The sequence below is a fragment of the Pedobacter sp. genome (assembly GCF_965227205.1).
In the GTDB taxonomy this organism is placed as follows: domain Bacteria; phylum Bacteroidota; class Bacteroidia; order Sphingobacteriales; family Sphingobacteriaceae; genus Pedobacter.
Map to the genome: position 1 here is coordinate 2128986 of NZ_OZ245727.1, position 21439 is coordinate 2150424.

At 34.8% G+C, this 21439-nt stretch carries 16 protein-coding genes; 8 read left to right on the top strand and 8 right to left on the bottom strand.

The features are described 5' to 3' along the window. Positions 1-181: 181 nt before the first annotated feature. The 5 genes from ACO05K_RS09010 to ACO05K_RS09030 all read right to left on the bottom strand — a co-directional run bounded on the left by ACO05K_RS09010 (position 182) and on the right by ACO05K_RS09030 (position 12594). Positions 182-3691 (bottom strand): malectin domain-containing carbohydrate-binding protein, encoded by a 3510-nt coding sequence (locus tag ACO05K_RS09010; RefSeq protein WP_421944111.1) that lies wholly within the window; start codon positions 3689-3691, stop codon positions 182-184. 4 nt (positions 3692-3695) lie between these two features. Beyond that, a complete protein-coding gene (locus tag ACO05K_RS09015) occupies positions 3696-6530 on the bottom strand; it encodes a glycosyl hydrolase family 95 catalytic domain-containing protein (protein WP_421944112.1) in 2835 nt (944 codons plus the stop codon). A gap of 21 nt (positions 6531-6551) precedes the next feature. Beyond that, a complete protein-coding gene (locus tag ACO05K_RS09020) occupies positions 6552-8120 on the bottom strand; it encodes a glycoside hydrolase family 28 protein (protein WP_421944113.1) in 1569 nt (522 codons plus the stop codon). Between the two features lie 174 nt (positions 8121-8294). After that, complete coding sequence (locus ACO05K_RS09025) at positions 8295-9842, bottom strand: MGH1-like glycoside hydrolase domain-containing protein (RefSeq protein ID WP_421944114.1); 1548 nt, start codon at positions 9840-9842, stop codon at positions 8295-8297. 1 nt (position 9843) lies between these two features. After that, a complete protein-coding gene (locus ACO05K_RS09030; RefSeq protein ID WP_421944115.1) occupies positions 9844-12594 on the bottom strand; it encodes an alpha-d-galacturonidase in 2751 nt (916 codons plus the stop codon). Positions 12595-12936: 342 nt separating this feature from the next. Between ACO05K_RS09030 and ACO05K_RS09035 the strand changes: the two genes are divergently transcribed. Genes ACO05K_RS09035 through ACO05K_RS09050 form a run of 4 tightly spaced genes read left to right on the top strand, consistent with a single transcriptional unit; the run spans position 12937 to position 15733 of the window. Beyond that, positions 12937-13701 carry an SDR family NAD(P)-dependent oxidoreductase gene (locus ACO05K_RS09035; protein WP_421944116.1) on the top strand — a complete coding sequence of 255 codons (765 nt, stop codon included), beginning with the start codon at positions 12937-12939 and terminating at the stop codon, positions 13699-13701. A gap of 24 nt (positions 13702-13725) precedes the next feature. Then, entirely contained in the window at positions 13726-14574 is an 849-nt protein-coding gene (locus ACO05K_RS09040) for a fumarylacetoacetate hydrolase family protein (protein ID WP_421944117.1), read from the top strand. Between the two features lies 1 nt (position 14575). Beyond that, positions 14576-14905 carry an L-rhamnose mutarotase gene (locus tag ACO05K_RS09045; RefSeq protein WP_421944118.1) on the top strand — a complete coding sequence of 110 codons (330 nt, stop codon included), beginning with the start codon at positions 14576-14578 and terminating at the stop codon, positions 14903-14905. 6 nt (positions 14906-14911) lie between these two features. Further along, the gene (locus ACO05K_RS09050; protein WP_421944119.1) at positions 14912-15733 is read left to right on the top strand and encodes an amidohydrolase family protein; all 822 of its coding nucleotides are present in this window, start codon (positions 14912-14914) and stop codon (positions 15731-15733) included. 4 nt (positions 15734-15737) lie between these two features. On the opposite strand, the gene ACO05K_RS09055 is transcribed toward ACO05K_RS09050, so the two are convergent. Beyond that, positions 15738-16886, bottom strand: a complete 1149-nt coding sequence (locus ACO05K_RS09055; RefSeq protein ID WP_421944120.1) for an aldose epimerase family protein — start codon at positions 16884-16886, stop codon at positions 15738-15740. Between the two features lie 128 nt (positions 16887-17014). Between ACO05K_RS09055 and ACO05K_RS09060 the strand changes: the two genes are divergently transcribed. Together ACO05K_RS09060 and ACO05K_RS09065 are read left to right on the top strand one after the other, a co-directional pair. Further along, the gene (locus ACO05K_RS09060) at positions 17015-17686 is read left to right on the top strand and encodes an HAD family hydrolase (protein ID WP_421944121.1); all 672 of its coding nucleotides are present in this window, start codon (positions 17015-17017) and stop codon (positions 17684-17686) included. Between the two features lies 1 nt (position 17687). Further along, positions 17688-18386, top strand: a complete 699-nt coding sequence (locus ACO05K_RS09065) for an NUDIX hydrolase (protein ID WP_421944122.1) — start codon at positions 17688-17690, stop codon at positions 18384-18386. On the opposite strand, the gene ACO05K_RS09070 is transcribed toward ACO05K_RS09065, so the two are convergent. Beyond that, a complete protein-coding gene (locus ACO05K_RS09070; protein WP_421944123.1) occupies positions 18387-19163 on the bottom strand; it encodes a helix-turn-helix domain-containing protein in 777 nt (258 codons plus the stop codon). Between the two features lie 326 nt (positions 19164-19489). Between ACO05K_RS09070 and ACO05K_RS09075 the strand changes: the two genes are divergently transcribed. Both ACO05K_RS09075 and ACO05K_RS09080 read left to right on the top strand, forming a co-directional pair. After that, complete coding sequence (locus ACO05K_RS09075; RefSeq protein ID WP_421944124.1) at positions 19490-19861, top strand: hypothetical protein; 372 nt, start codon at positions 19490-19492, stop codon at positions 19859-19861. 275 nt (positions 19862-20136) lie between these two features. Beyond that, positions 20137-20319: a hypothetical protein gene (locus tag ACO05K_RS09080; RefSeq protein WP_421944125.1), complete on the top strand. Its 183-nt coding sequence runs from the start codon at positions 20137-20139 to the stop codon at positions 20317-20319. Between the two features lie 201 nt (positions 20320-20520). Here the strand turns inward: ACO05K_RS09080 and ACO05K_RS09085 are convergent, their stop codons facing one another. Further along, a complete protein-coding gene (locus ACO05K_RS09085; protein WP_421944126.1) occupies positions 20521-21285 on the bottom strand; it encodes a LuxR C-terminal-related transcriptional regulator in 765 nt (254 codons plus the stop codon). Between the last annotated feature and the right edge of the window lie 154 nt (positions 21286-21439).

Consider the following 21439-nt stretch of genomic DNA (forward strand, 5'->3'; position numbering starts at 1 on the left):
CGTTTATTAATTTGGTTAAAACAAATATGCACGACTAAAAATCAAGATTAATATAAGATTTTCGCCACATATTGTACTATGTTATCTTTTTAGAGTTATGTGTTATCGGTTGTCTGTTACTTATTGTGGTTGATTAAATTCCAGCCAGATAACTGAAACCAGATAACAGGCAACAGAACACTTATTGTACATCCAACGCATCAACGGTTAATCCCTTACTATCAATGGCTAAAATTCTAAGTTTATAATTCCCGGCATTTATCATTGTTCCGGTATTGGTATTTAAATAATTCCATTTACCTGCTTTTGTTGGTGCAAACTCTGCCATTTCAGTTTTCATAACTGTTCCATCTGCTGATAGAAATTCAAGCTTTGCTTTCAGATTTTTTTCGAAAGGATTGTGATATTTTATAGTAAGTGAGTAAGTATCGGCAACGCCAACCCATAAACTCCACTCCAAAACATCATTGCTTGCCGATTTAAAGGTAACTCTTTGTTTACCCATCAAATCTTCCTTAACAATATTAGCTCCAATCAACTTGGCATCCGTAGCTTTGTACGTGGTAACCGTTTTCAAATCATAAGCAGGCTCTAATTCACTTGGCGGAATAACAGCAACTGAATACATAGATGCACCTTTTGGGTTCGTTCCTAAATTAACGGCTTCTCCTTTTTTAAGCCTTTTACGATATACCTTGAACGTTGCTCCAGAACTATTCTCAGCCACCGTTTTGGTATCTTCAAAATCAGCTAACCAATCTAATTTATCGGTTATTTTCCCATCAATAAGTACAAAAACATCAGCTACTTCAGTTAATTTAAAATTCAGCTTTTCTTGCTTTTTATTTGAAGATTTAATCCATTCTGCACCATATAAATTCGATGGCAGTTTCACAAATTCAATTATTTCATCTGCATATTGTTTATCGCCTATATCCAGCCAATCTGCTGTTAAAGTACTTTCATCGGCATAAATTATAGATTTTGTTTGTGGTGCAGGCTTTACATTTTTATTTAAAGACGCTATCGCGATAGCCGAAATTACAGCTTGCCCGGATTTAACCTGAGGAAAAGAAATATCCAAGGCACCACCTTTTACGGTAAATTTTATAGTTTTTTTCAACGCAGCATCATGTCCCGCTTCTTTCCAGATATCTAAATCTTTCAAAACCATTTGATTGTTAAATGCCACATCAAACAACCTCATTCCTTCAGCATTCGTCCCGCCTCCAGTTCCGAGCCAAGGTTCGATAAAATAAAGTTCTACTGAATATTCTCCGTTAGGCAGTGGAAAATGATAATTAAGCTTTTGCCTTCCGTACCTAAATGTTTGAAAAAGCGGCCAATCTTTTGTCCCCTTAATTGGATCAAATGTTCTACGCTGACTAGCAAAAAAAGAAGGAATGCCTTTGAAATCTTTAGTCCACGATGTAGAACCGAAATTTTTATTGTCAGTTAAATTTCTATCTGCAAACCACTTAAAACCTTTCGAATCTGTAAAATCAGGCCCTCCGCAGTTTAAACGATAAACATAATTATAACCAGACTGGCTCAAATTTACATCCGTTTTAACATCGTAAATATCTTTGAAATTGGGAGCTTCAGGCAGATTATTTAACACAATATAATCTTTAGCAACGGCCTTACCGTTTACATAACCAACCGCATAAAACACGTTATATTTTACATTCGGTTTATTCCATTGGAAATGTGTTCCAATTCCATTTCGTTTTTGTTTGCCAAGTGATTCTCCGTTGAAATCGTTAAAAAGTTCAACTTCATCGCAATTGGAATAGACCACAACGCTATCTTTTACGCCCGGTGCAACCCATCTGTTTGGCCAAGTATGCGAAACAATATAAACCATCGGTTCAGTTTCTTTTGGTGCATAATTCGCCCTAAACATGTAAAAAACATCAGTTGGTTCTTCCCAAGGGGTAAACATTCCTTTATAATTTACCGGACCAATCCTGTCAATATCTCTTAAGCCTTCGCCACCTTGTACCCTACCCGGATTATCATGCGAGCTGTACAGCCAAAAGAAATGCCCTGCCGTTTTATCCTTAACAGATTCTGCCAACCTAACTTTCGTTTCCATCAAATCGGTCATCGCATTTTCTGTATAACCTTTTTCTCCAGCAGCAAGCTGATGCAAATCAATCGTTCTCCAGGCACCGTATTCGCCCACTAAAACCTGTTTTTGTAAATCATCGCCATAAGTTTGAGGGTTACCTCCATAAGTACCAGTCCAGTTTTGCGGAACATCCCAATCTGTTCCTTTTCCACCATTACAAGTTGTAACTTTCCTTTGCGATGAAGCAGTCGGATCGAGTTTTCTAATCAATTCAGTACATTCTTTTGCGAAATCTTCGGGCAATGTACTTTCATTTTCTAAACCCCAAAGCACAACCGAGGGACTGTTTCTGCGTTCTTTAACCCAATCCGTTAATAAGTTTTTAAAGTTCTTTCTAAATTCTGGTGTATCATACCAAATATGTGCCGCCATTTGTGTCCAGGATAGAATACCCATTTTATCCCAGTGGGTTTGATATTCAAGATTATGAGGTTGGTGCGCATCTCTGAAAGCATTAAAACCAGCAGCTTTAATCTGCATTACTCTTGATTTAATTTGCTCGGAACTAAATGCATGACTTTGCCCGATTAAATGCTCATATTCTGCAATACCGTTGATAAAAACTGCTTTTCCGTTTAAAAAAAATTGCTTTTGATTTGCATTTTCGCCAATTGGCCAGCTTATCCACCTAATTCCATAAGGTGTATTTTGCTCATCAACAATTTTTCCGTTGGATAAAATTGTGGTTTTTAAAGTGTACAAATAAGGGTTTTCTAGCGACCAAAGTTTTGGGTTAATAAGCTCTTTTGTTTTCTGTTTTATATTGATTTCTTTACCAGCAGCCAAAACAAGCTTACTTTTTTGCACATCAACAATGTTTTTGTCTGCATCTGTAAGCTGATTTAAAACTGTAATTTCCTTTGCTGTGGCACTGTAGTTTTTAATCGTGCTTTCGGTATTTAGTGTGGCAGATTTTTCAGAAACCTTATCGTCATTCCAAATGTGAACACCAAATGGTTCAATTCTTACCTCATTAGTAATAACCAAATGCACAGGGCGAAAAACACCCATTGGCTGAGATCCTTCTGAAAAACCACGTTCCGTTGAACAACCACCATCAACCCAAGGTAAATCTTGAATATTTGCCGGGTGATCTGCCCGAACCGCTAAAACATTATCCTGATTATTTAATTTAATTGTTGAAGTTACATCTAAAGTAAAAGTTGTTCTGCCGCCTGCATGATAGCCCACTTTTTTACCATTTAGCCAAATTGTAGCATACGAACCTATTCCTTCAAAATATAGAAAAAAGCGTTTTCCAGTTGGTTTTTCATTTGTTTTAAATGATTTACGATACCATGCAAAACCATGTTTGTTTCCATGAAGTTTTCTTTGATAACCTTCATATTGATCCCAGTTATGAGGTACGTTTACTTTTTGCCAATCTTTAGGTTTATACGCCGAAAGCTGAAATCCGTTGTAAGCATTTATATTCTTTTCATCAGCTATGCTTAGCCAGTTCTCGTTTAAATTTATATTTTTTCGAACGCCTTGGCTATATGCTTTTGATAGTAAAAGAAGAAAGAAAACAATCAGTAAGGCTTTTTTATTCATCATCTCGTTATTGAAGTTTTAAATCTCCATTTAATCTATAACTCTCTCCGGCTTTCGTTTTAAATTCAATCGATTTATCATTATATTTAATGCTACAGTTCTCGCCAGTTTTTGATTTCACAATCAAAGATGATAGTCTACCTTTAGTCCACCTCAAGTCTACCTCAAATCCACCTCTTGTGCACATTCCAAGTATTTCGCCTTCCTGTATATCACTTGGCAAAGCAGGTAAAATATCCAGATATCCTTGGTGACTTTGCACAATCATTTCTGCAATTCCCGCAGCTCCGCCAAAGTTCCCGTCAATTTGAAACGGCGGATGTGCATCGAATAGATTAACATAAGAACCAGCACCGTTATTTGCTGGCTTAATAAGCATCTTTATCAACTTCATCGCATGGTTTCCATCTTTAAACCGAGCCCAAAAGTTAATTTTCCAAGCCAAGCTCCAACCTGTTGCTTCATCACCACGATACAACAACGATTGCTTTGCGGCATTCATCATTTTAGCATCTTTATCCCACGCAATATCATTACCCGGATAAACGCCCCATAAATGCGAAACATGTCGATGTTTGTTCGTTGTATCGTCTTTATCTTCTAACCATTCTTGCAACTGACCATATTTCCCAATTTGATTTGGCGCAATCAAGACCACTTTCTCTTCTAAAGATTTGCTGAACAATTCATCAACACCTAAAATTTTTGAGGCCTCGATGCAATCCTTAAATAATGTTCTGATGATTTGATGATCCATAGTTGGACCAGCAACCAAACCACCATTTTCAGGCGAATTTGATGGCGTACTAATTAACCAACCCGTTTTTGGATCTTTAATTAAAAAATCTTCAAAAAATTCAGCCGATTTTTTCATCAAAGGATAGCCTTTCGTTTTCAGAAACTCTTTATTTTTTGTAAATTGATAATGCTCCCACAGGTGCGTACTTAACCACACTGCCCCGGTTACCCAAATGCCGTGATTAGAAGCATTTATAGGCGCTGTGCCATTCCAAATATCTGTGTTATGATGCAAAACCCAACCTTTCGCATTGTAATAATCCTTCGCGGTTTCTGCTCCGGTAATAGATAAACCTTCAATCTTTTTAAATAATGGCTCATTTAATGCAGATAAATTAAGCATTTCTGCAGGCCAATAATTCATTTCTAAATTGATGTTGGTTGTGTACTTACTTCCCCACGGCGGACTTAATAAATCATTCCAAATGCCTTGTAAGTTTGCAGGCTGAGTGCCTGGCCTTGAACTTGAGATTAACAGATATCGCCCATACTGCATATAAAGCGCTGCAAATGCAGGGTCGTTTGATTTAGCGAATTTCTCTAAGCGTTCATCAGTTGGCAAATTTTCATTCTCAGATTTACCAAAATTCACACTAAATGTGTTGTAATAAGTTTGATATTCCTTAATGTGCGCTTCTTTAACCGAACGGTAACCTTTACCAGCTAAACCAAGCTGATATACAGAATTTTTTAAGTGAGGGTTTCCGGAAACACTATTTGCACTGACAAAATTTGTAGCTGCAGTGAGGTAAAAAGTTACTTCATTAGCCTTATCAATAATAATTTTGTTATTTATAATTTTTACAGAACCCTTTTTTGCCGTAACGTTTAGCTGGCTCTCTCCTTTTAAAGCACCATCTTTAACCTGTAATTTCATCGCAATAGCTTGCGAAGTAACCTTTATAATTTCAGTTTTTAAATGTGGGCTGGAAAGTGCAGCTGATAAATTTATAGAACCTGCTTTGCTTGAAGTTAAATGTATAACAACAGCCTTGTCTGGTTCACTTGCAAAATATTCACGTTGATAACTAACCCCACCAACCGTGTAATTGGTTTTTGTGATGGCTGTTTTTAAATCTAAGGAACGTTTATAATTGGTAACTGGTGAATTACCATGCTTAAAATTAAGTTTCAAATCGCCAAAAGGCTGATAACTTGCCTGATATTGCGCAACCTCTGGCGGTTCCTGATTTTGAATTTTGTACTTCCAGTCTTTAACTAAAGAAATTCCTTTTTCTACTGATGAACCATTAGGATAAATGCCAATTTTCTTGCTTGTATCTTTATATCCGGCGATGCCGCCCTTATCGTAATAATTTAAAACCTGAATAGCAATTACGTTTTTACCAATTTTTACCAAAGAGGCAGGGATAGTATATTTTCTAGGCTCGAAACTATCTGTATTTCCAATAAGTTTACCGTTTATGTAAGTAAAATCCTGATCACGAATCCGGTTTAAATCGAGAATTAAATCTTGTCTCTTCCAGTTTGCAGGCACATCAAAGGTTGTTCTAAACCAAACCGCACCATCTAAATTTGCCAAACCTACTGCTTCCCAACCTTCGTAAGACGGCACATGAATAGTTTTCCAAAGTTTATCATCGTAATCTGGTAATTCAGGTTTACCTTCAATTCCATTACCCGATTTCATAGCATCAACCCAGGCTTTACGATTGCCAGGCTCGCTTTGCAAACCCATAAACTGTGCCTGCGCCAACTCTTCGGCTTCCTTTTGCTTGCCTTCAAAAAGTAATTTTCTTATTTGCGGTAAATATGCTGATGCTCCTATTTTATTGTAGTTTCGAGGTTTACCACTCCAAAGCGTTTCTTCGTTAAACTGAATTTGATCTGAATTTACGCCGCCATAAATCATTGCACCAATTCTACCGTTTCCAATTGGCAATGCATCAGTCCACTTTGAAGCAGGTTTTGTGTACCACAGTGTTTGATTTAAATCTTGAGCAGAAACAGAAACAGCACAAAGCAAGAAACTAAAAATCAGCAGGCATTTTCTAAAATTCATATTCAATTTTAAATCAATCATTTTGGATTTATTTATTAAAGCTTACTGACCTTTATCGCCAGAAATAACGTTAATTTTTTCTGTTACATCATCCGTTTTAACTACACCTTTTGCAGCGTTTTTAAAATTATTATTCCCTAACGATATGTTTTTGGTTTTATCGCCACTAAGGTTCAAATAAGTTGATGTTCCAACGGTTGGAAAGGAATTGTATATAAAAGCATCGCTTGTATTTTTTAAATCGATAACCGCAGCATTTGTTTTTGGCGTATAGGTTTTAACGTTATCAATCGTTAACTGATTAACATTTGATGTAGAAACCACAGAACCCAATTCGGTATTTACCTGAACATTGTGAAATTCAATTTTATTAGCAAAGCCGATTTTAAAGCCAGTTTTTGCATCCATGTTTATATCACTAAAAGTGATGTTTTCAATTGGCATTTCTTCCAGTCCATTTAAGTAACCCGCCTGATTAACTTGACCCGTGATGTTACTGAAATGAATATTTCGGAATTTAGGAGTGCGTTCAGAAACCGCCTCAGGATTGGTTTTAGCATATTGCATATCCAGGACGATGGCTTGGTCGCGGATGTTTTTCATAATGATGTTGCTTACCCGAATTTCTTCAACTATACCACCTCTTCCTCTTGCCGTTTTAATTCTAATGCCTCTATCTGTTCCATCAAACACACAATTTGATATTGCGATTTTACGAACATCGCCAGACATTTCGCTGCCAATAACCACACCACCATGACCAGATAACATTGTACAATTCGTAATTACATAATTTTCTGCAGGTGTAGCCATTTTTCTTCCGGGAGCATCTTTACCAGATTTAATTGTGATACAATCATCGCCAACGCTAATATGGCAATCGGAAATGTGAACGTTTTTACAGGATTCCGGATTTATACCATCTGTATTAGGCGAATGTGGGTTATTAATTGTTATTGCATGAATTTTTACATTTTCACAAAACTCAGGGTTTACCGTCCAGAAAGGAGAGTTTCGAATAGAAATTCCATCTATCAATACATTTTTGCAAAACATGGTTTGTATAAACGGCGGACGAAGAAATCCACGTTTCATTTGTTTTGGGTCGTCTGGAAGTACAATATCTTTGTTTAATTCATCAAATTTAAGCTGCCATTTAGAACGAGCCTGACCTTCTTTGTAACCTTCAACAAAATCCCACCATTTTTTCCCGTGTCCATCAATTAATCCTCTACCAATTATCGAAATATTTTCGGCTTTGTAAGCATAAAATAGTGGTGAAAAACTAGTTACATCAACGCCTTCGTATCTGCTTTTAACCATCGGCAAATAATCATCAAAATTATCGCTGAAATGTAGTTCAGCTCCAGCATCAATAAAAATGGTAATGTTACTTTTTAAATGAATTGCGCCTGTTAAATATTTGCCTGCCGGGAAATAAACCGTTCCGCCGCCCGCTGCTGAAGCCGCATCAATCGCTTTTTTAATCGCTACAGTAGCGATTTTGCTGCTATCGTTTTTGGCTCCATATTTTAAAACGTTATAATACGATTGGGCTTTTGTAGATAAACAAAATCCCGTTATCAAAAGGAAAAGTAGTGATTTTAACATGTATTTCATTTTGTATTCTTTTGCACTAATTAAAATGTATAGTTAGATTGCTTTGTCGTGCCTCCTCGCAATGATGACCAACCTCAATAACCGTCATAGTGAAATCGATTTTTCACCGATTGAAGCAATCTCTTTTGCCACTGATTTTAAAATCAAATCCACGACAACTAGAAATTATTTCATTGAAACTTTAATCGGTTTCAACTCTGTTCCTTTATACTTTTCTTTACCATTTACGTAAACATAAAGCCCTTTTCCCTGATTGTATTTTTTGCCTGTTTTATCCCATATTATGGTAATAATTTTTCCATGATAAGACAAATTATCCAATTTAAACCAATCCCATTTTCCTTTGGGGATAAGTGGATAAAGCTCCAGAATTTCATCAGCACGAGGTTTAACACCGATTAAATCATTGATGATTAAATCGCAAAAGGTAGAATGGTTATAGAAACTGCTTCGAGGATTATCGCCTTTAAGCCATTCGCCGTTTTTTTCATCCTGATATTCGCCTAAATAAGGTTTACCATTTTTTGTGTGCGATTTTGCATAAGTATGTAACTCGTCATAAAAAACTTCGGCATTCATTTTACCTGTGTTTTTATAATTGGTTAATAAGTTTGAAAGTCCTTTTAAAGTTTGCGAAGTAGCGAAAGGCCAAAGCGCACCATCCCACTCGCAACTGTGTCCGGTACCACGCGTTCTGAATGTTGGATTCCTACGTTCGGCTGTTGTTAAACCCCAAGGCGCATCGAAACCTGCGGTATCTAGAAGCTGATTCCACGCGAAGGCATATTCAGGTTTATCATCCGGTAAGTTAAAATCCCATGGAATAAAACCGATTGCTTCCCTTGCATTTGCAAGTTTGCCTTTAGCCAACTTTGTTTCAAAAAATGAAGAAGAAGCATTCCACAAACTATCTTGAACCAGTTTTTTTAAAGTAATCGCTTTTTCGTCGTATTTACTTTTAAGGTCTTTATCTCCAAGTAATAGAGCAATTTGCGCCATAGCCTTAGCATTAGCAAACATGTAACTGTTAATGGTTGGCCGTCTATTTTCATCCCTTCTGGAACCACTTACCGATTCTTCCATGCCATCTTTTACATCGTGCTGCCAAAACATTCCACTTTTCAAGCCACGTTCTTTTTCCCACTTTTGATAATCTGCATCCATTGCAGGAAAAATACTTTTTAAGAATGCCACATCGGGTTTTACGAGCTGGTTTTGGTAAATGGCATCATCAATCCAACTGCTAAATTGATGGAAACGAGGCTTGGTTTGCCCAACATCAGCATTATAAAACCAAAATTTTATGTAATCTTTTAAGTAGCTATTGTCTTTTAACCATCGCCCCTCGTAAATATGGTGTCCGGCAGCACAGCTGATGGAATTATACTTACCTGCATGTTTTACCGGCTCGATAAATTCAGTAATGATAAAACCCTCTGGCGTTTGTTTTATGTGTTTACGAAAAGACCACCAACGATAATAATAATTTTGTTCAAGCACTTTATCAGGGCATTCGAAAAGCGGAACATTTTCTGATAACCAATTGTACGCATTTGCATTGGGAACAAAGTTTTTTACAGCCTCAGTATCAATCGAGTTGAAATAGGTTACATATTCTTTAAGCTTGGCTTTTAAAGGAATTGCCTTTTGTTGCGCCAGACTTGCAAATGCAAAAGATGTTGCAAATATTGTTGTTAAAAAAATCTTCTTCATTTTATTCGAATAACCAGTCAATATCTTTTCCACGACCATCAAGTCCTGCGTTAAAAATGCGTAGTTCTTGTTTATCATCAATAAAACCTAAAATTAAACTTGCTCCTTTACCCAACGTTAATGTATGCGTACCAGGCTGAAATGAATATGCATGAACATTAAGCGGCAAATAACCATTCACCACCATTGCATTCGAGATTTTAATTTCAGATTGCCCGTAATTATTGGCGCTCGCATCTGTTTCTAACTGCGGTGGATGTAATGTACCTGCATCCTTTGGATTAAAATAGCCTACTAAAAGTTTGACCGCAGATTTAGTGCTGAATTTTATTTCCGTTCCTGCTTTAGCTTGATTCGATTTTGAAAATTTTAAGCCTTTTAAACCAATTAATTCTGATGCAATTTCTTTAACTACAATGTTGGTATCAGAGAACACATTTACGTTTTTATCAAAAGCAATAGTTTCTGCATTTGACGAAAGTATTTTAATATCAGCATTTTTATAAGCAATAGTTTTAATTTCTGAACCCGGCTTAACAGATTTCAAAGAATCGATACTGTGTTTAAAATGGTTTAATTCTTTGGTAAAAACCGGTAACATTTCTTTCCAGGTGATAAATGTTTTATCTACACCACGCATTGGTATTTTTCGCTGCTTAGTTTGCATACTGTTGGCATACAAATAATCCTTTTCGGTCAATTTAACCAATTCAGTATAAAAATTTAAGCTTTTCTGTAAAAATGGAAGCGCCTTTTCTAGGTCTGCAACATCGTTTGAATATTTATAACGTAAAATCCAAAGGGCAGCTTTTACTTTCTCTGCATAGGAATTTGCCATTGCATCATAGCAGTAAATATCATTTTTCAGTCTTCTAAATTCGGCTGTATCTCTTGTAGGCTTCGCCTGATTAATTGCAACCACAGCTTTTTTCCCATGCTCTATAACTTCTTTAGCAATTTGAACCGGAGTTTCGCCAATATGTCCCTGTTTTTTCCATTCCTTTTCTGCGTATTCAATAATCATTTCGCCTTCAGGCGCTTCCGATTCGTACATCAAAGTAAATAATCCATACCTAAAAGGATTGATTAGCTGAGTCATAAGCATTCCCAATGTAAGCGTTTGCCTGTTCCCATCTGTTATGCCGTATCGACGAAGAAGTTTTGGCGAAATTTCCCCAGATTCTTCGTAAGCGTTTAGAATAGATTTACCTCCGTTAACATCAGTACCGTATTTTTTCGCCAATTCGTTACCCCAATATTCTATTTCATCTTTTCTATCTCTCTTACTATTCCAGGCATAACGGCCCCATTCTTTGTACCAAATCCAATCTCTATCGGTTTGCAACAAACGTCCTTTAACATTATCGGCAGTATATGGCCAATCCCAATAACTTGCCTGTGGATATAAATGCAAGCCTTTTGCACCGTAAATTTTATCCATCGCCTGTACCGATTTTTGAATAAAATCAGCAGAGCCATAACGAAAAGGTTCCAAATTGGCTAAAATGTGAACATTAGAAATATTAATTGTTCCGATTGAAGCCAGTTTTCTGTTTAATTCTGCCCAAGCTCCACGAGGTTCGTAAGTTGTTAAAGCTTCTCCGTTAAACTTATTTTCGGTGTATAAATTTTTATATAATGGCAGGGCTGCTTTCATAACAGCAGGAGCGTCCGTATCATGCGCCCGAAGCACAATTGGCGGTTCATCAGTTCTGCCAGAAGCTTTTAAGCCATCTTTTAAACCCGGAATAATAGTTTTTGTAAACCAGTCAATATCATCCTGACCAACACCTTCCATAGCTTCCCCAAGTGCAACCATTAACCCAACATTTGGATATTTCTCTACAAAAGCTGCGATAGATTTTCTGGTGTAATCAGAAATCAAAGGTATAATCGGTCTGTTTCTGTCTTGCGTTTTTAAACCGTGTTTATCTGCAAAGGGTTTCGGAATAATAATGTTGTAAAACATTTGAATTACCCAAATACCACGTTTATCAGCTTCGTGAGTTAAGAATTTGAAAATTTCTTCGTTCTTTTTAAAGGTTTCATCATCAACCTCAATTGCATAAGGGTAATCTTTTAACTTAACCAAAGATGAAAACGGATGCCCATTCCACAAGTAAAGCGAGTTATAACGGTTTTCAACCATCATATCTAAATACTTTACCCAAAGTTCTTTATCGTAAAACCACGGGAAGGTTTCAGGCGTGTAAGGATATTCGTAAACATCGTGCCCGGGTAAATAATCTGGTTTTTGCATACCGATACAAGTACCACGCAATACCATTTCAGGTTGCTCTGCAATAGAAATGCTTTCCGGAATTTTGCCCTGAGCTTTTATGCGTTCAACAAATTCCATACAACCGTAAAGTGTTCCAGAAGCATCTTTTCCGATAACATAAATTACACCATTAGCATCAGAAGTAATTACAAATCCTTCTTTCCCAGATTTTAAAGCTTTATTTTTTATTGACTCTGAAAGTGCTGATTCAACAACTTTATCTCCTAGCGTACCGATTACAATTGAACTCTTGACAATACTAGAATTTAGCTTAGGATTTAGAGTTTTAAGAATGGTAGTGTAATTTAAACTTCTCAGTGCGCTCGTAACTTTTTCTACCCCAAAACTTACCCTAATATTCTTTTTAGATGAAACAAAAATTGTTTTATTTCCATCAGCTTTTACAATTTTAGCACTAGAAAATTCAGGAGATAGAAATATACAGAAAATACAAATCAGAAAATTTCTCATTCAAATTGGCTCGTTAACTTTTAAGCCTTAATCAAAGACTTTGAAGTATATTTGGTTAAATTATTATTTAAATATAAAAGTATTATTCAAATATAAGGAATTTACTAAACCATATTTGTAATATTTTCGCAAGCTAAGCGTATCTGGCAATAAGGGAAACAGGCAATGCGAAGATTACATAATATTTAGACAAGAAGATACAATTTTCAATTAGCAAATTCTTTTTTATTTGTAATTGAGTTTATCTCTAACCATGTAAAATTTATGAGTATCTCAATTTAAAGGCCGTTAAATTCGCTATATTTCGGGAATGCTAATTTCAAATAACATCAAAATAAAAGCATGTTTTCATTAAAAAATAAAAAAGCAATTGTTACCGGAGGCGGAAGTGGCATTGGTAAAGCAATTGCAAGCATATTAGCTGCTCAGGGTGCAGAAGTTCACATTGTAGAACTTGGCTTAGAACAGGCTAAACAAGCAGTTGAGGAAATTACCTCAGCAGGAAATAAAGCATTTAGTTATGCTTGTGATGTTTCAGACCATAATTCTGTTAAGGAAACGTTTAACAAAATTGGTAAGATTAATATTTTGGTTAATAACGCAGGTATTGCACATATTGGCAAAGCTGATACAACCGAAGAATCGGATTTTGACCGCATAATGCGTGTAAATGTTAAAGGTGTTTACAATTGTTTGTATGCAGCAATTCCAATGTTAAGATTATCTGGAGGTGGCGTTATCATAAACATGGCATCAATTGCAGCATTAATAGGCTTGCCAGATCGCTTTGCTTACAGTACAGCAAAGGGTGCTGTTAAAGCGATGACGATGAGCGTAGCTAAAGATTACATCGGAGAAAATATTCGTTGTAACTCTATTTCGCCAGCTCGTGTGCATACACCTTTTGTTGATGGATTTTTACAGAAAAACTATCCGGATAACATTGATGAAATGTTCGAGAAACTTTCTAAAACACAGCCTATTGGCAGAATGGCAAAACCAGAAGAAGTTGGCGCACTTGCATTGTATTTATGTAGCGATGAAGCTTCGTTCATAACCGGATGCGATTATCCAATTGATGGCGGTTTTACAACATTAAATAACTAATAATTACAACGAGATAAATATAAAATGAAATTAATTCGATTTGGAGAACCGGGTGCTGAAAAACCGGGGTTAATTATAGAAGATAAATATTACGATGTTTCTTCGCTTGTTAGCGATTACAACGAAGCATTTTTTGGTGGCGATGGTTTAGAAAAACTTAGCGAAGCTTTAAAAACTGCAAACTTACCCGAAATTGATAAAAAAGTTAGGTTGGGTGCCGCTTTAGCTCGTCCTTCAAAAATTATTTGTGTTGGTTTAAATTACAAAGACCACGCTGCTGAAACAAATGCCCCAATTCCGGCTGAACCGATATTATTTTTTAAAGCTACTTCGGCAATCGTCGGTCCGAATGATGATTTAACAATTCCAAAAAACAGTAAAAAAACAGATTGGGAAGTTGAATTAGCAATAGTAATTGGTAAAAAAGCAAGTTACGTTTCTGAAGAAAATGCGCTCGAGCATATAGCTGGTTATGTTTTGCATAACGATTATAGCGAGAGAGAATTTCAACTAGAAAGAAACGGACAATGGGTTAAGGGAAAAAGCTGCGATACCTTCGCTCCCATCGGACCATTTATTGCTACGCAAGATGAAATTGCCGACGTTCATAATTTACGCCTTTGGTTAACTGTAAACGGCAAAACTTTACAAGATGGAAATACCTCAAACCTGATTTTTAATGTGCCGTTTATGGTTTCGTATATCAGCCAGTTTATGACACTTTTACCTGGTGATGTAATTACAACCGGAACGCCTGCAGGTGTTGGCTTAGGACAAAAACCTGAACCTTGGTATTTAAAAGATGGTGATGTTGTTGAGCTTGGAATAGATGGACTTGGCAGCAGCAAGCAACACGTAAAAGCTTATCAATAACATGAAAAGATATTGCCTAACGCTCGATTTAATAATTGATGAGCAGCTTATTGAGGAATACAAGGCTCATCATAAAGCGGTTTGGCCCGAAATTAAATCAAGCATTACAGATTCTGGCATCGAAAACCTGGAAATCTATCTTTTAGGTAATCGCTTGGTTATGATTATGGAAGTTAACGATAGTTTCTCTTTCGAAGCTAAAAGCAAGGCTGATAAAGAAAATGTAAAGGTGCAGGAATGGGAAGATTTAATGTGGCAATATCAGCAAGCTTTACCAGCCGCAAAACCTGGCGAAAAATGGATTTTAATGGAAGAAATTTTTAAACTTTAAGATAAAATGATTGACTCTCACGTACATTTTTGGAATTTCGATGCAACCAGAGATAGTTGGATAACAGAAGAAATGAGCATTATTCGCAATAATTTTTCTCCGAAGAATTTAATGCGGCCATATAGCGACCTAAAAATCAATGGGTGCATTGCCCTTCAGGCAAGTCAATCAGAAAGTGAAAACAATTTTTTATTAACCCTATCCGAACAAAACGAAATTATTAAAGGAATTGTTGGCTGGATAGATTTAAAAAATCCAAACCTGGATGAAAGACTAAAATATTGGAGTTCATTCAAAAAAATAAAAGGCTGGAGACATGTTTTGCAAGCAGAAACTGCTGATTTTTTCCTTTCTGATGATTTCATCAACGGAGTTAAAAAACTAAATAAATACAATTACACATACGATTTACTTTGCTACCATAATCAATTACAAGATATTATTAAGCTGGTTGATAAATTAGAAAATCAGCCGTTAGTTTTAGACCATTGTGGTAAGCCAGACATTAAAAGCGGAAACATTAAAAAGTGGAAAGAGAACATCAAAATTTTGGCTCAAAACCCAAATGTTTACTGCAAAATTTCGGGTTTATTAATTGAAGCCGATTGGCAAAACTGGAAAGAACATGAAATTTTTGAATGTTTTGATACCATTTTCGAACACTTTGGAACAAACCGCGTAATGTATGGAAGCGATTGGCCTGTTGTTTTAGTAAGCAGACCTTATTCAGATTGGTTTCATCTGGTAGAAAAGTATTCTTCAAAACTAACATTTCAGGAAAAGGAAAACCTTTTCCTGAAAAACGCTAGTAGCTTTTACAAGCTGTAAAAATCTATTTTAAGAATTTATATGTTGTACTGGTTTTATAAACAGAACCAGGTTTTAATGTTGTAGATGCAAAATTTGCGTGGTTTGGTGCATCAGGAAAATGTTGGGTTTCTAAACAAATTGCCGAACGGTATGGGTAAGATTTCCCTCCTTTTCCATCTTTAGTTTCACCAGTTAAAAAGTTACCGCTATAAAATTGCAAGCCTGGTTCAGTTGTATAAACCTCTAAAATAATTCCGGTTAATGTACTTTTAACTTTTGCAATAGCTTTATTTCCATCATGCGGATTTAAAGCAAAATTATGGTCGTAACCTTTGCCAAATTTTAATTGTTCTTCTTTATCATCAATGTTTTTACCAATCGTTTTGGCTGTTGTAAAATCGAAAGCAGTTCCATTTACTGGCGTTATTTTACCGGTTGGAATTAATGTTGAATCTACCGGAGTGTAAGCATTCGCATCGATGAATAATTCGTGATCTAATATGGTTTTATTTCCTTCACCATTTAAATTGAAATAAGCATGGTTGGTTAAATTTACAACTGTAGTTTTATCAGTAGTCGCTTCGTAATCTATCTTTAAAGCATTATCATCAGTAAAGGTGTAAGTAACTTTAACATCAAGCTTACCAGGATAACCTGCTTCACCATCTGCAGATACATAAGTTAACTCGATTTTATCATCTCCAAGTGGTTTTGCATCCCAAACTTTGCCAAAGAAACCATCAGTACCACCATGAAGTGTATTCACGCCATCGTTTAATTGCAAACTATATTCTTTACCATCGAGTTTAAATTTCCCCTTGCCGATTCTATTTCCGTAGCGACCAATTAGCGCACCAAAAAATGGCTCACCTTTTTTTCGGTAAGAAGCAAGACTATCGTAACCCAAAACTACATCTGTAAGCTTATTATTTTTATCGGGCACCAAAAGTGAAACAATCCTACCTCCATAATTCGTAATGGTAACAGATGCACCTGATTTATTTTTAAGTGTAAATAATTCTACTTTTTTTCCATCAATTTCAGCAGTTAATGCAGAATGATTGGCTGTACTATCAGCAGATTCTACATTATTTTTTTGAGGCTGGTTGCAGGCTGTAAGCGATAACGCTAAAATAGCTGTAAGGAAAAATTTATAATTGTTCTTTTTCATAACAAATAATTTGGTTTCGACTAAAATATGAAAATAAATAACGTTATAGTAACGATTATAATTTTAATTCACTTATTATTGAGCCGATTTTTAAATCATCAAAAAAAACAGCATCTTTTACTATTAATATGAATGCATTAGAATTTAAGCCAAAGGCATTTCTTTTCGATTTAAACGGCACCATAATTAATGATATGGAATACCATACATTGGCGTGGCACTCAATAATGAATGATGATTTAGGTGCATCAATATCGTATAAAGATGTAAAAAAAGAAATGTATGGCAAAAATGCTGAAGTTTTAGAACGCGTTTTTGGTTCAGAAAAATTTTCTGCAGAACAGGTTGAATTTTTGTCAAACGATAAAGAAAAAAGATACCAGCAACTTTACATGCCGCATTTGGCATTACTCAACGGATTGGATTTATTCTTTGAAAAGGCAAAAGAACAAGAAATTCAAATGGCAATAGGTTCAGCAGCTATACCTTTTAATATTGATTTTGTTTTAGATGGATTAAACATCAGGCACTATTTTAAAGCAATAGTTTCGGCACACGATGTAGAAATTAGCAAGCCAAACGCCGAAACTTTTTTGAAAGCAGCTAAAGCTTTAAACATCGAGCCAAAAAACTGTGTGGTTTTTGAAGATGCGCCAAAAGGTGTCGAATCTGCTGCGAACGCCGGAATGCAATGCATTGTATTAACAACTACACACGAAATTTATGAGTTTTCAGATTATAATAATATCATTGCATTTATAGATGATTATAGTAACCCAATTTTAAATACACTTTTTTAGTATGGCAAAATATATAAACCAAACACCAGTTTTAGTTGCTGTAGATTGTATTATTTTCGGTTACGATGGTAACGAACTTAAGTTATTGGTAATTAAAAGAGCCATTGAGCCTGTTAAAGATAAATGGAGTTTAATGGGCGGCTTTATTGGAAATGATGAAGATTTAGATGGTGCAGCCAAAAGAATTTTACTTGAGCTTACTGGTTTACACGATGTATATCTTGAACAATTAAATGCTTATGGTAGTCCTGATCGAGATCCGATTGAGCGCACAATTTCAGTTGTTTATTTCGCATTGATTGATATTAATAAATACAGTGCTCAAATTAACGACCAATATCACGCAGAGTGGTTCAAAGTAACAGATGTTCCGGAGTTGATATTTGACCATAATGAAATGGTTAAAGCTGCTATGGATAAAATAAGGTATCAGGCTGCCTTACACCCTATTCTATTTGAACTTTTACCAAAGAAATTTACCATTCCGCAACTTCAGAATTTATACGAACAGGTTTATGATTCGCCAATTGATAATCGGAATTTTATAAGAAAAATTACGGCAAGTGGTTTGCTAATTAAGCAAACTGAAAAAGATAAGTCGAGTTCGAGAAGAGGTGCGTTTTACTTTAAGTTAGACAGACAAAAACATAAAGCCCAGTTTCAATCGTTTTTAAATTTTATTTCAAAGCCGAAACTATAACTAATTCATTCTTCTAAATTCAAGTGCCGAAACACCTTTAGTTTTTTTGAAATTACTAACGAATGAGTTTGCTTGTTCAAAGCCTAATATCTCTGCAATCATAGAAACTGAATAATCGGTATGAATGAGTAATTCTTCAGCTTCGCGTATTAATCTGGAATATAGCAACTCTGGTAAGTTTTTAGAGAAAGCCTTTTTTAAAAATGCATTTAATTTTCTGGATGACATACCCATACCTGCTGCATAAAATTCTGTTGCTCTTTCTGTTTTGAAATACTGCTCTAAAATGGCTCTGAATCTTAATACTTGTTGTAATTCATCAACTGTTAAATCCATCAATTCTGCATTTAAAACAGCAGAAAAACCTAATAATAGTGATAAGTATTGAGCTAAGTATGATGTATCGCGTTTAGCCGCTATTTCTCTTTTTAATTGCTCTAATAACGTAAATGCTTTTTGAGCTTGTTGTACAGTCAAATCTCTGAATGATAACATCATAAAAAGATTTCTAGATTGAGAATCGGTATGTTGAAGTAAAAATTCAGAATAAAGTAAACTACTAAAACTTAACCAATATGCAGAAGTTATTTCACCCTCCAAACGAATAATACCCTCTTCTGGAATAAAGAAAACCCTACCTGGTGATAATGAATAATCTCCTGAATTCATACATAGCAAACCAGCAGCTTCCTTAATAATTAAAACCCTAATTGGATACCCAGAACTTATTGCCTTATCTCTTTTAAACCTCCCCTTGATATCTTCAAGTTGTATCATTTTCTTTCAAAATGTTTTGTTTGTACAAATACAATAATACCCTTATACAACTAAATTACAAAATAAAGCAATGCGCAGATATACGCAATTGCAAACCTTTTCCTATTAAATCTTACACATAATAGCTAATTAAGTAGTATTAACACTTGAATTAGTCATTTGTTTACAAAAATCGGTCACTTGTAAGAAACATATAAAAGTTACAATCAAGGTATGAAACATTGTATTACAAAAACTACAAAAAATTAAATTTATGAACAATTTTAAAACACTTATACCAATAAAACTGTTGTATCAAAGTGAAAACTACTCTAATATTTCTAACAATGTTTATTTTATTGGTAGGTTGTAAAAAAGATATACCAGAGCCGGATGTAATTAAGCTTCAGGTTTATCAAACTAAAATAAAATATGCAAATTATAATGAGCCAGCTATTCTTAACTGGTATGTGAGAAGTGCAGAAAAGGGAGGCTATTTTTTCTGTTACACCACAAGTGATATAACTGATTTTACTGACTATATTTTTCAATACTCTTTAACATTTCCTGCTGCATTAAATGGAAAAGGTGTTGTTAGAGATATTGTTGTTAAGATAAATCAATTAAATGGCGATATGTATTTCGATATCATGAAAAGAGAAAAAGCAGAATTTTCGAATAATTCTACTGAAAAACATCCAAAATATGGAAATCGTTAATTTCCTCCTATAATTATTAAATTATATCAAAAAGTTTTTAGACTAGTTAACATTAAGCTAACTTTTTTTCCCGCCACCAAAAATTACGCAGAAAACGCTGAAACCACCAATAATAAAAATAACGCCTAGTATAAAATTTAGTGTATCGCCCATATTTGAAAGGTAGAGCTAATAAATGACATTACGCAGACTTTCTAAATATTAAGCACTCTGTTTAAGAATAAGTTAATATTTTGTTAAGCCAATTGCTCAAAATCTATAATTACTTTTACTTTATGAAAAGGATAAATAGTGAAACTTCGATTGAAGAATTACAAGACATAAAAAAAGGTGATTTAGTTACCGATACATTCAGCAAAACGGGATTAGTTGAAAAGATTGAAATTATTGAAGACGCTTTATACCGAACCTACGAATTTCATCTAGTTACAGGTAGGATAATTAGCATTAGAAAATAAAAAAGAGGGAAATTAATCCCTCTTTTCAATTTATCAGTTAATCAATTTATTAGTGGTAATAAAAGATTATCCGATAAATAAAGAATGTAATTACATAGTTTAGCAATTGTCTGGTTTTTAGAATATCTATAATTGCAGACAATAAGTGATTACATTTCAATTAAAATCAAAAACCATTCCATAGAGATGGAGGTTTTAAATTTAATGCCTGATAATTTTATTTATTGCCGCAGCCATGTTACCAGTGCCGGTTTTAGCAATTATGTGTTTCCTATGGCTTTTAATGGTTTCTGTACATAAATATAACTTATCGGCAATTTGCTTGCTAGTGTAGCCTTGTCTGGCAAGTTCCAAAACTTCCTTTTCTCTCTTAGATAAATTATTATTTACTTCCGGAAATTCTGTTTCATGGCAAAGTACAAAAGTGCCCGAACTAGAGAGTAAATGAACAGTTAAACTAATTATGTTATTGAAGCTAAACCCCGTAATATCAGTACAATTAACATATTCTATTGTAGGCTTACCATCCTCGGTAAAACTCATAAAATTACTTTGCCTTAAAATATGTATGTAATTATGATCTTTAGCCTTAACTCTTAAATTATAACTGAAACGCAATTTTAAACGCTGATTTTGAGGTGTATTGTAATAATATTCAAATATTGACTGATGTACAGCTCTAAGTCTTTCTAAATCGGATGGATGAATAATGCTTAATCCAAAGTTTAAACCTTTCTTCAGAAAAACTTCCGGTTCGTAGCCTAAAATTGTTTTAATGGAGTTGCTTACACTTAAGTATTGCATGCACGACCAATTAAAAATTCCCTGGTAACCGATGCAACTTTCTGATTTGTGATTGATGATTTCTGGAATAAATTCATCAGATAAATTGGCTTTCTGCAGTTTATTTGAATACCCAGCTATTTTATAAAGCTCGGCAACTGATAGATTATTCAACACATTCATAATGAGAGAATTAATTATATATAAAATTACAATCTTTTTCTGAAATGTAATAGATTTAAAATCCCCCTTTTGAGGGATAATCTTAAAATTAATATTGATGATATTGTAAAGTATTTTTGATAAAAAAATCTCTTAACCAGCTTAAGATGAATAA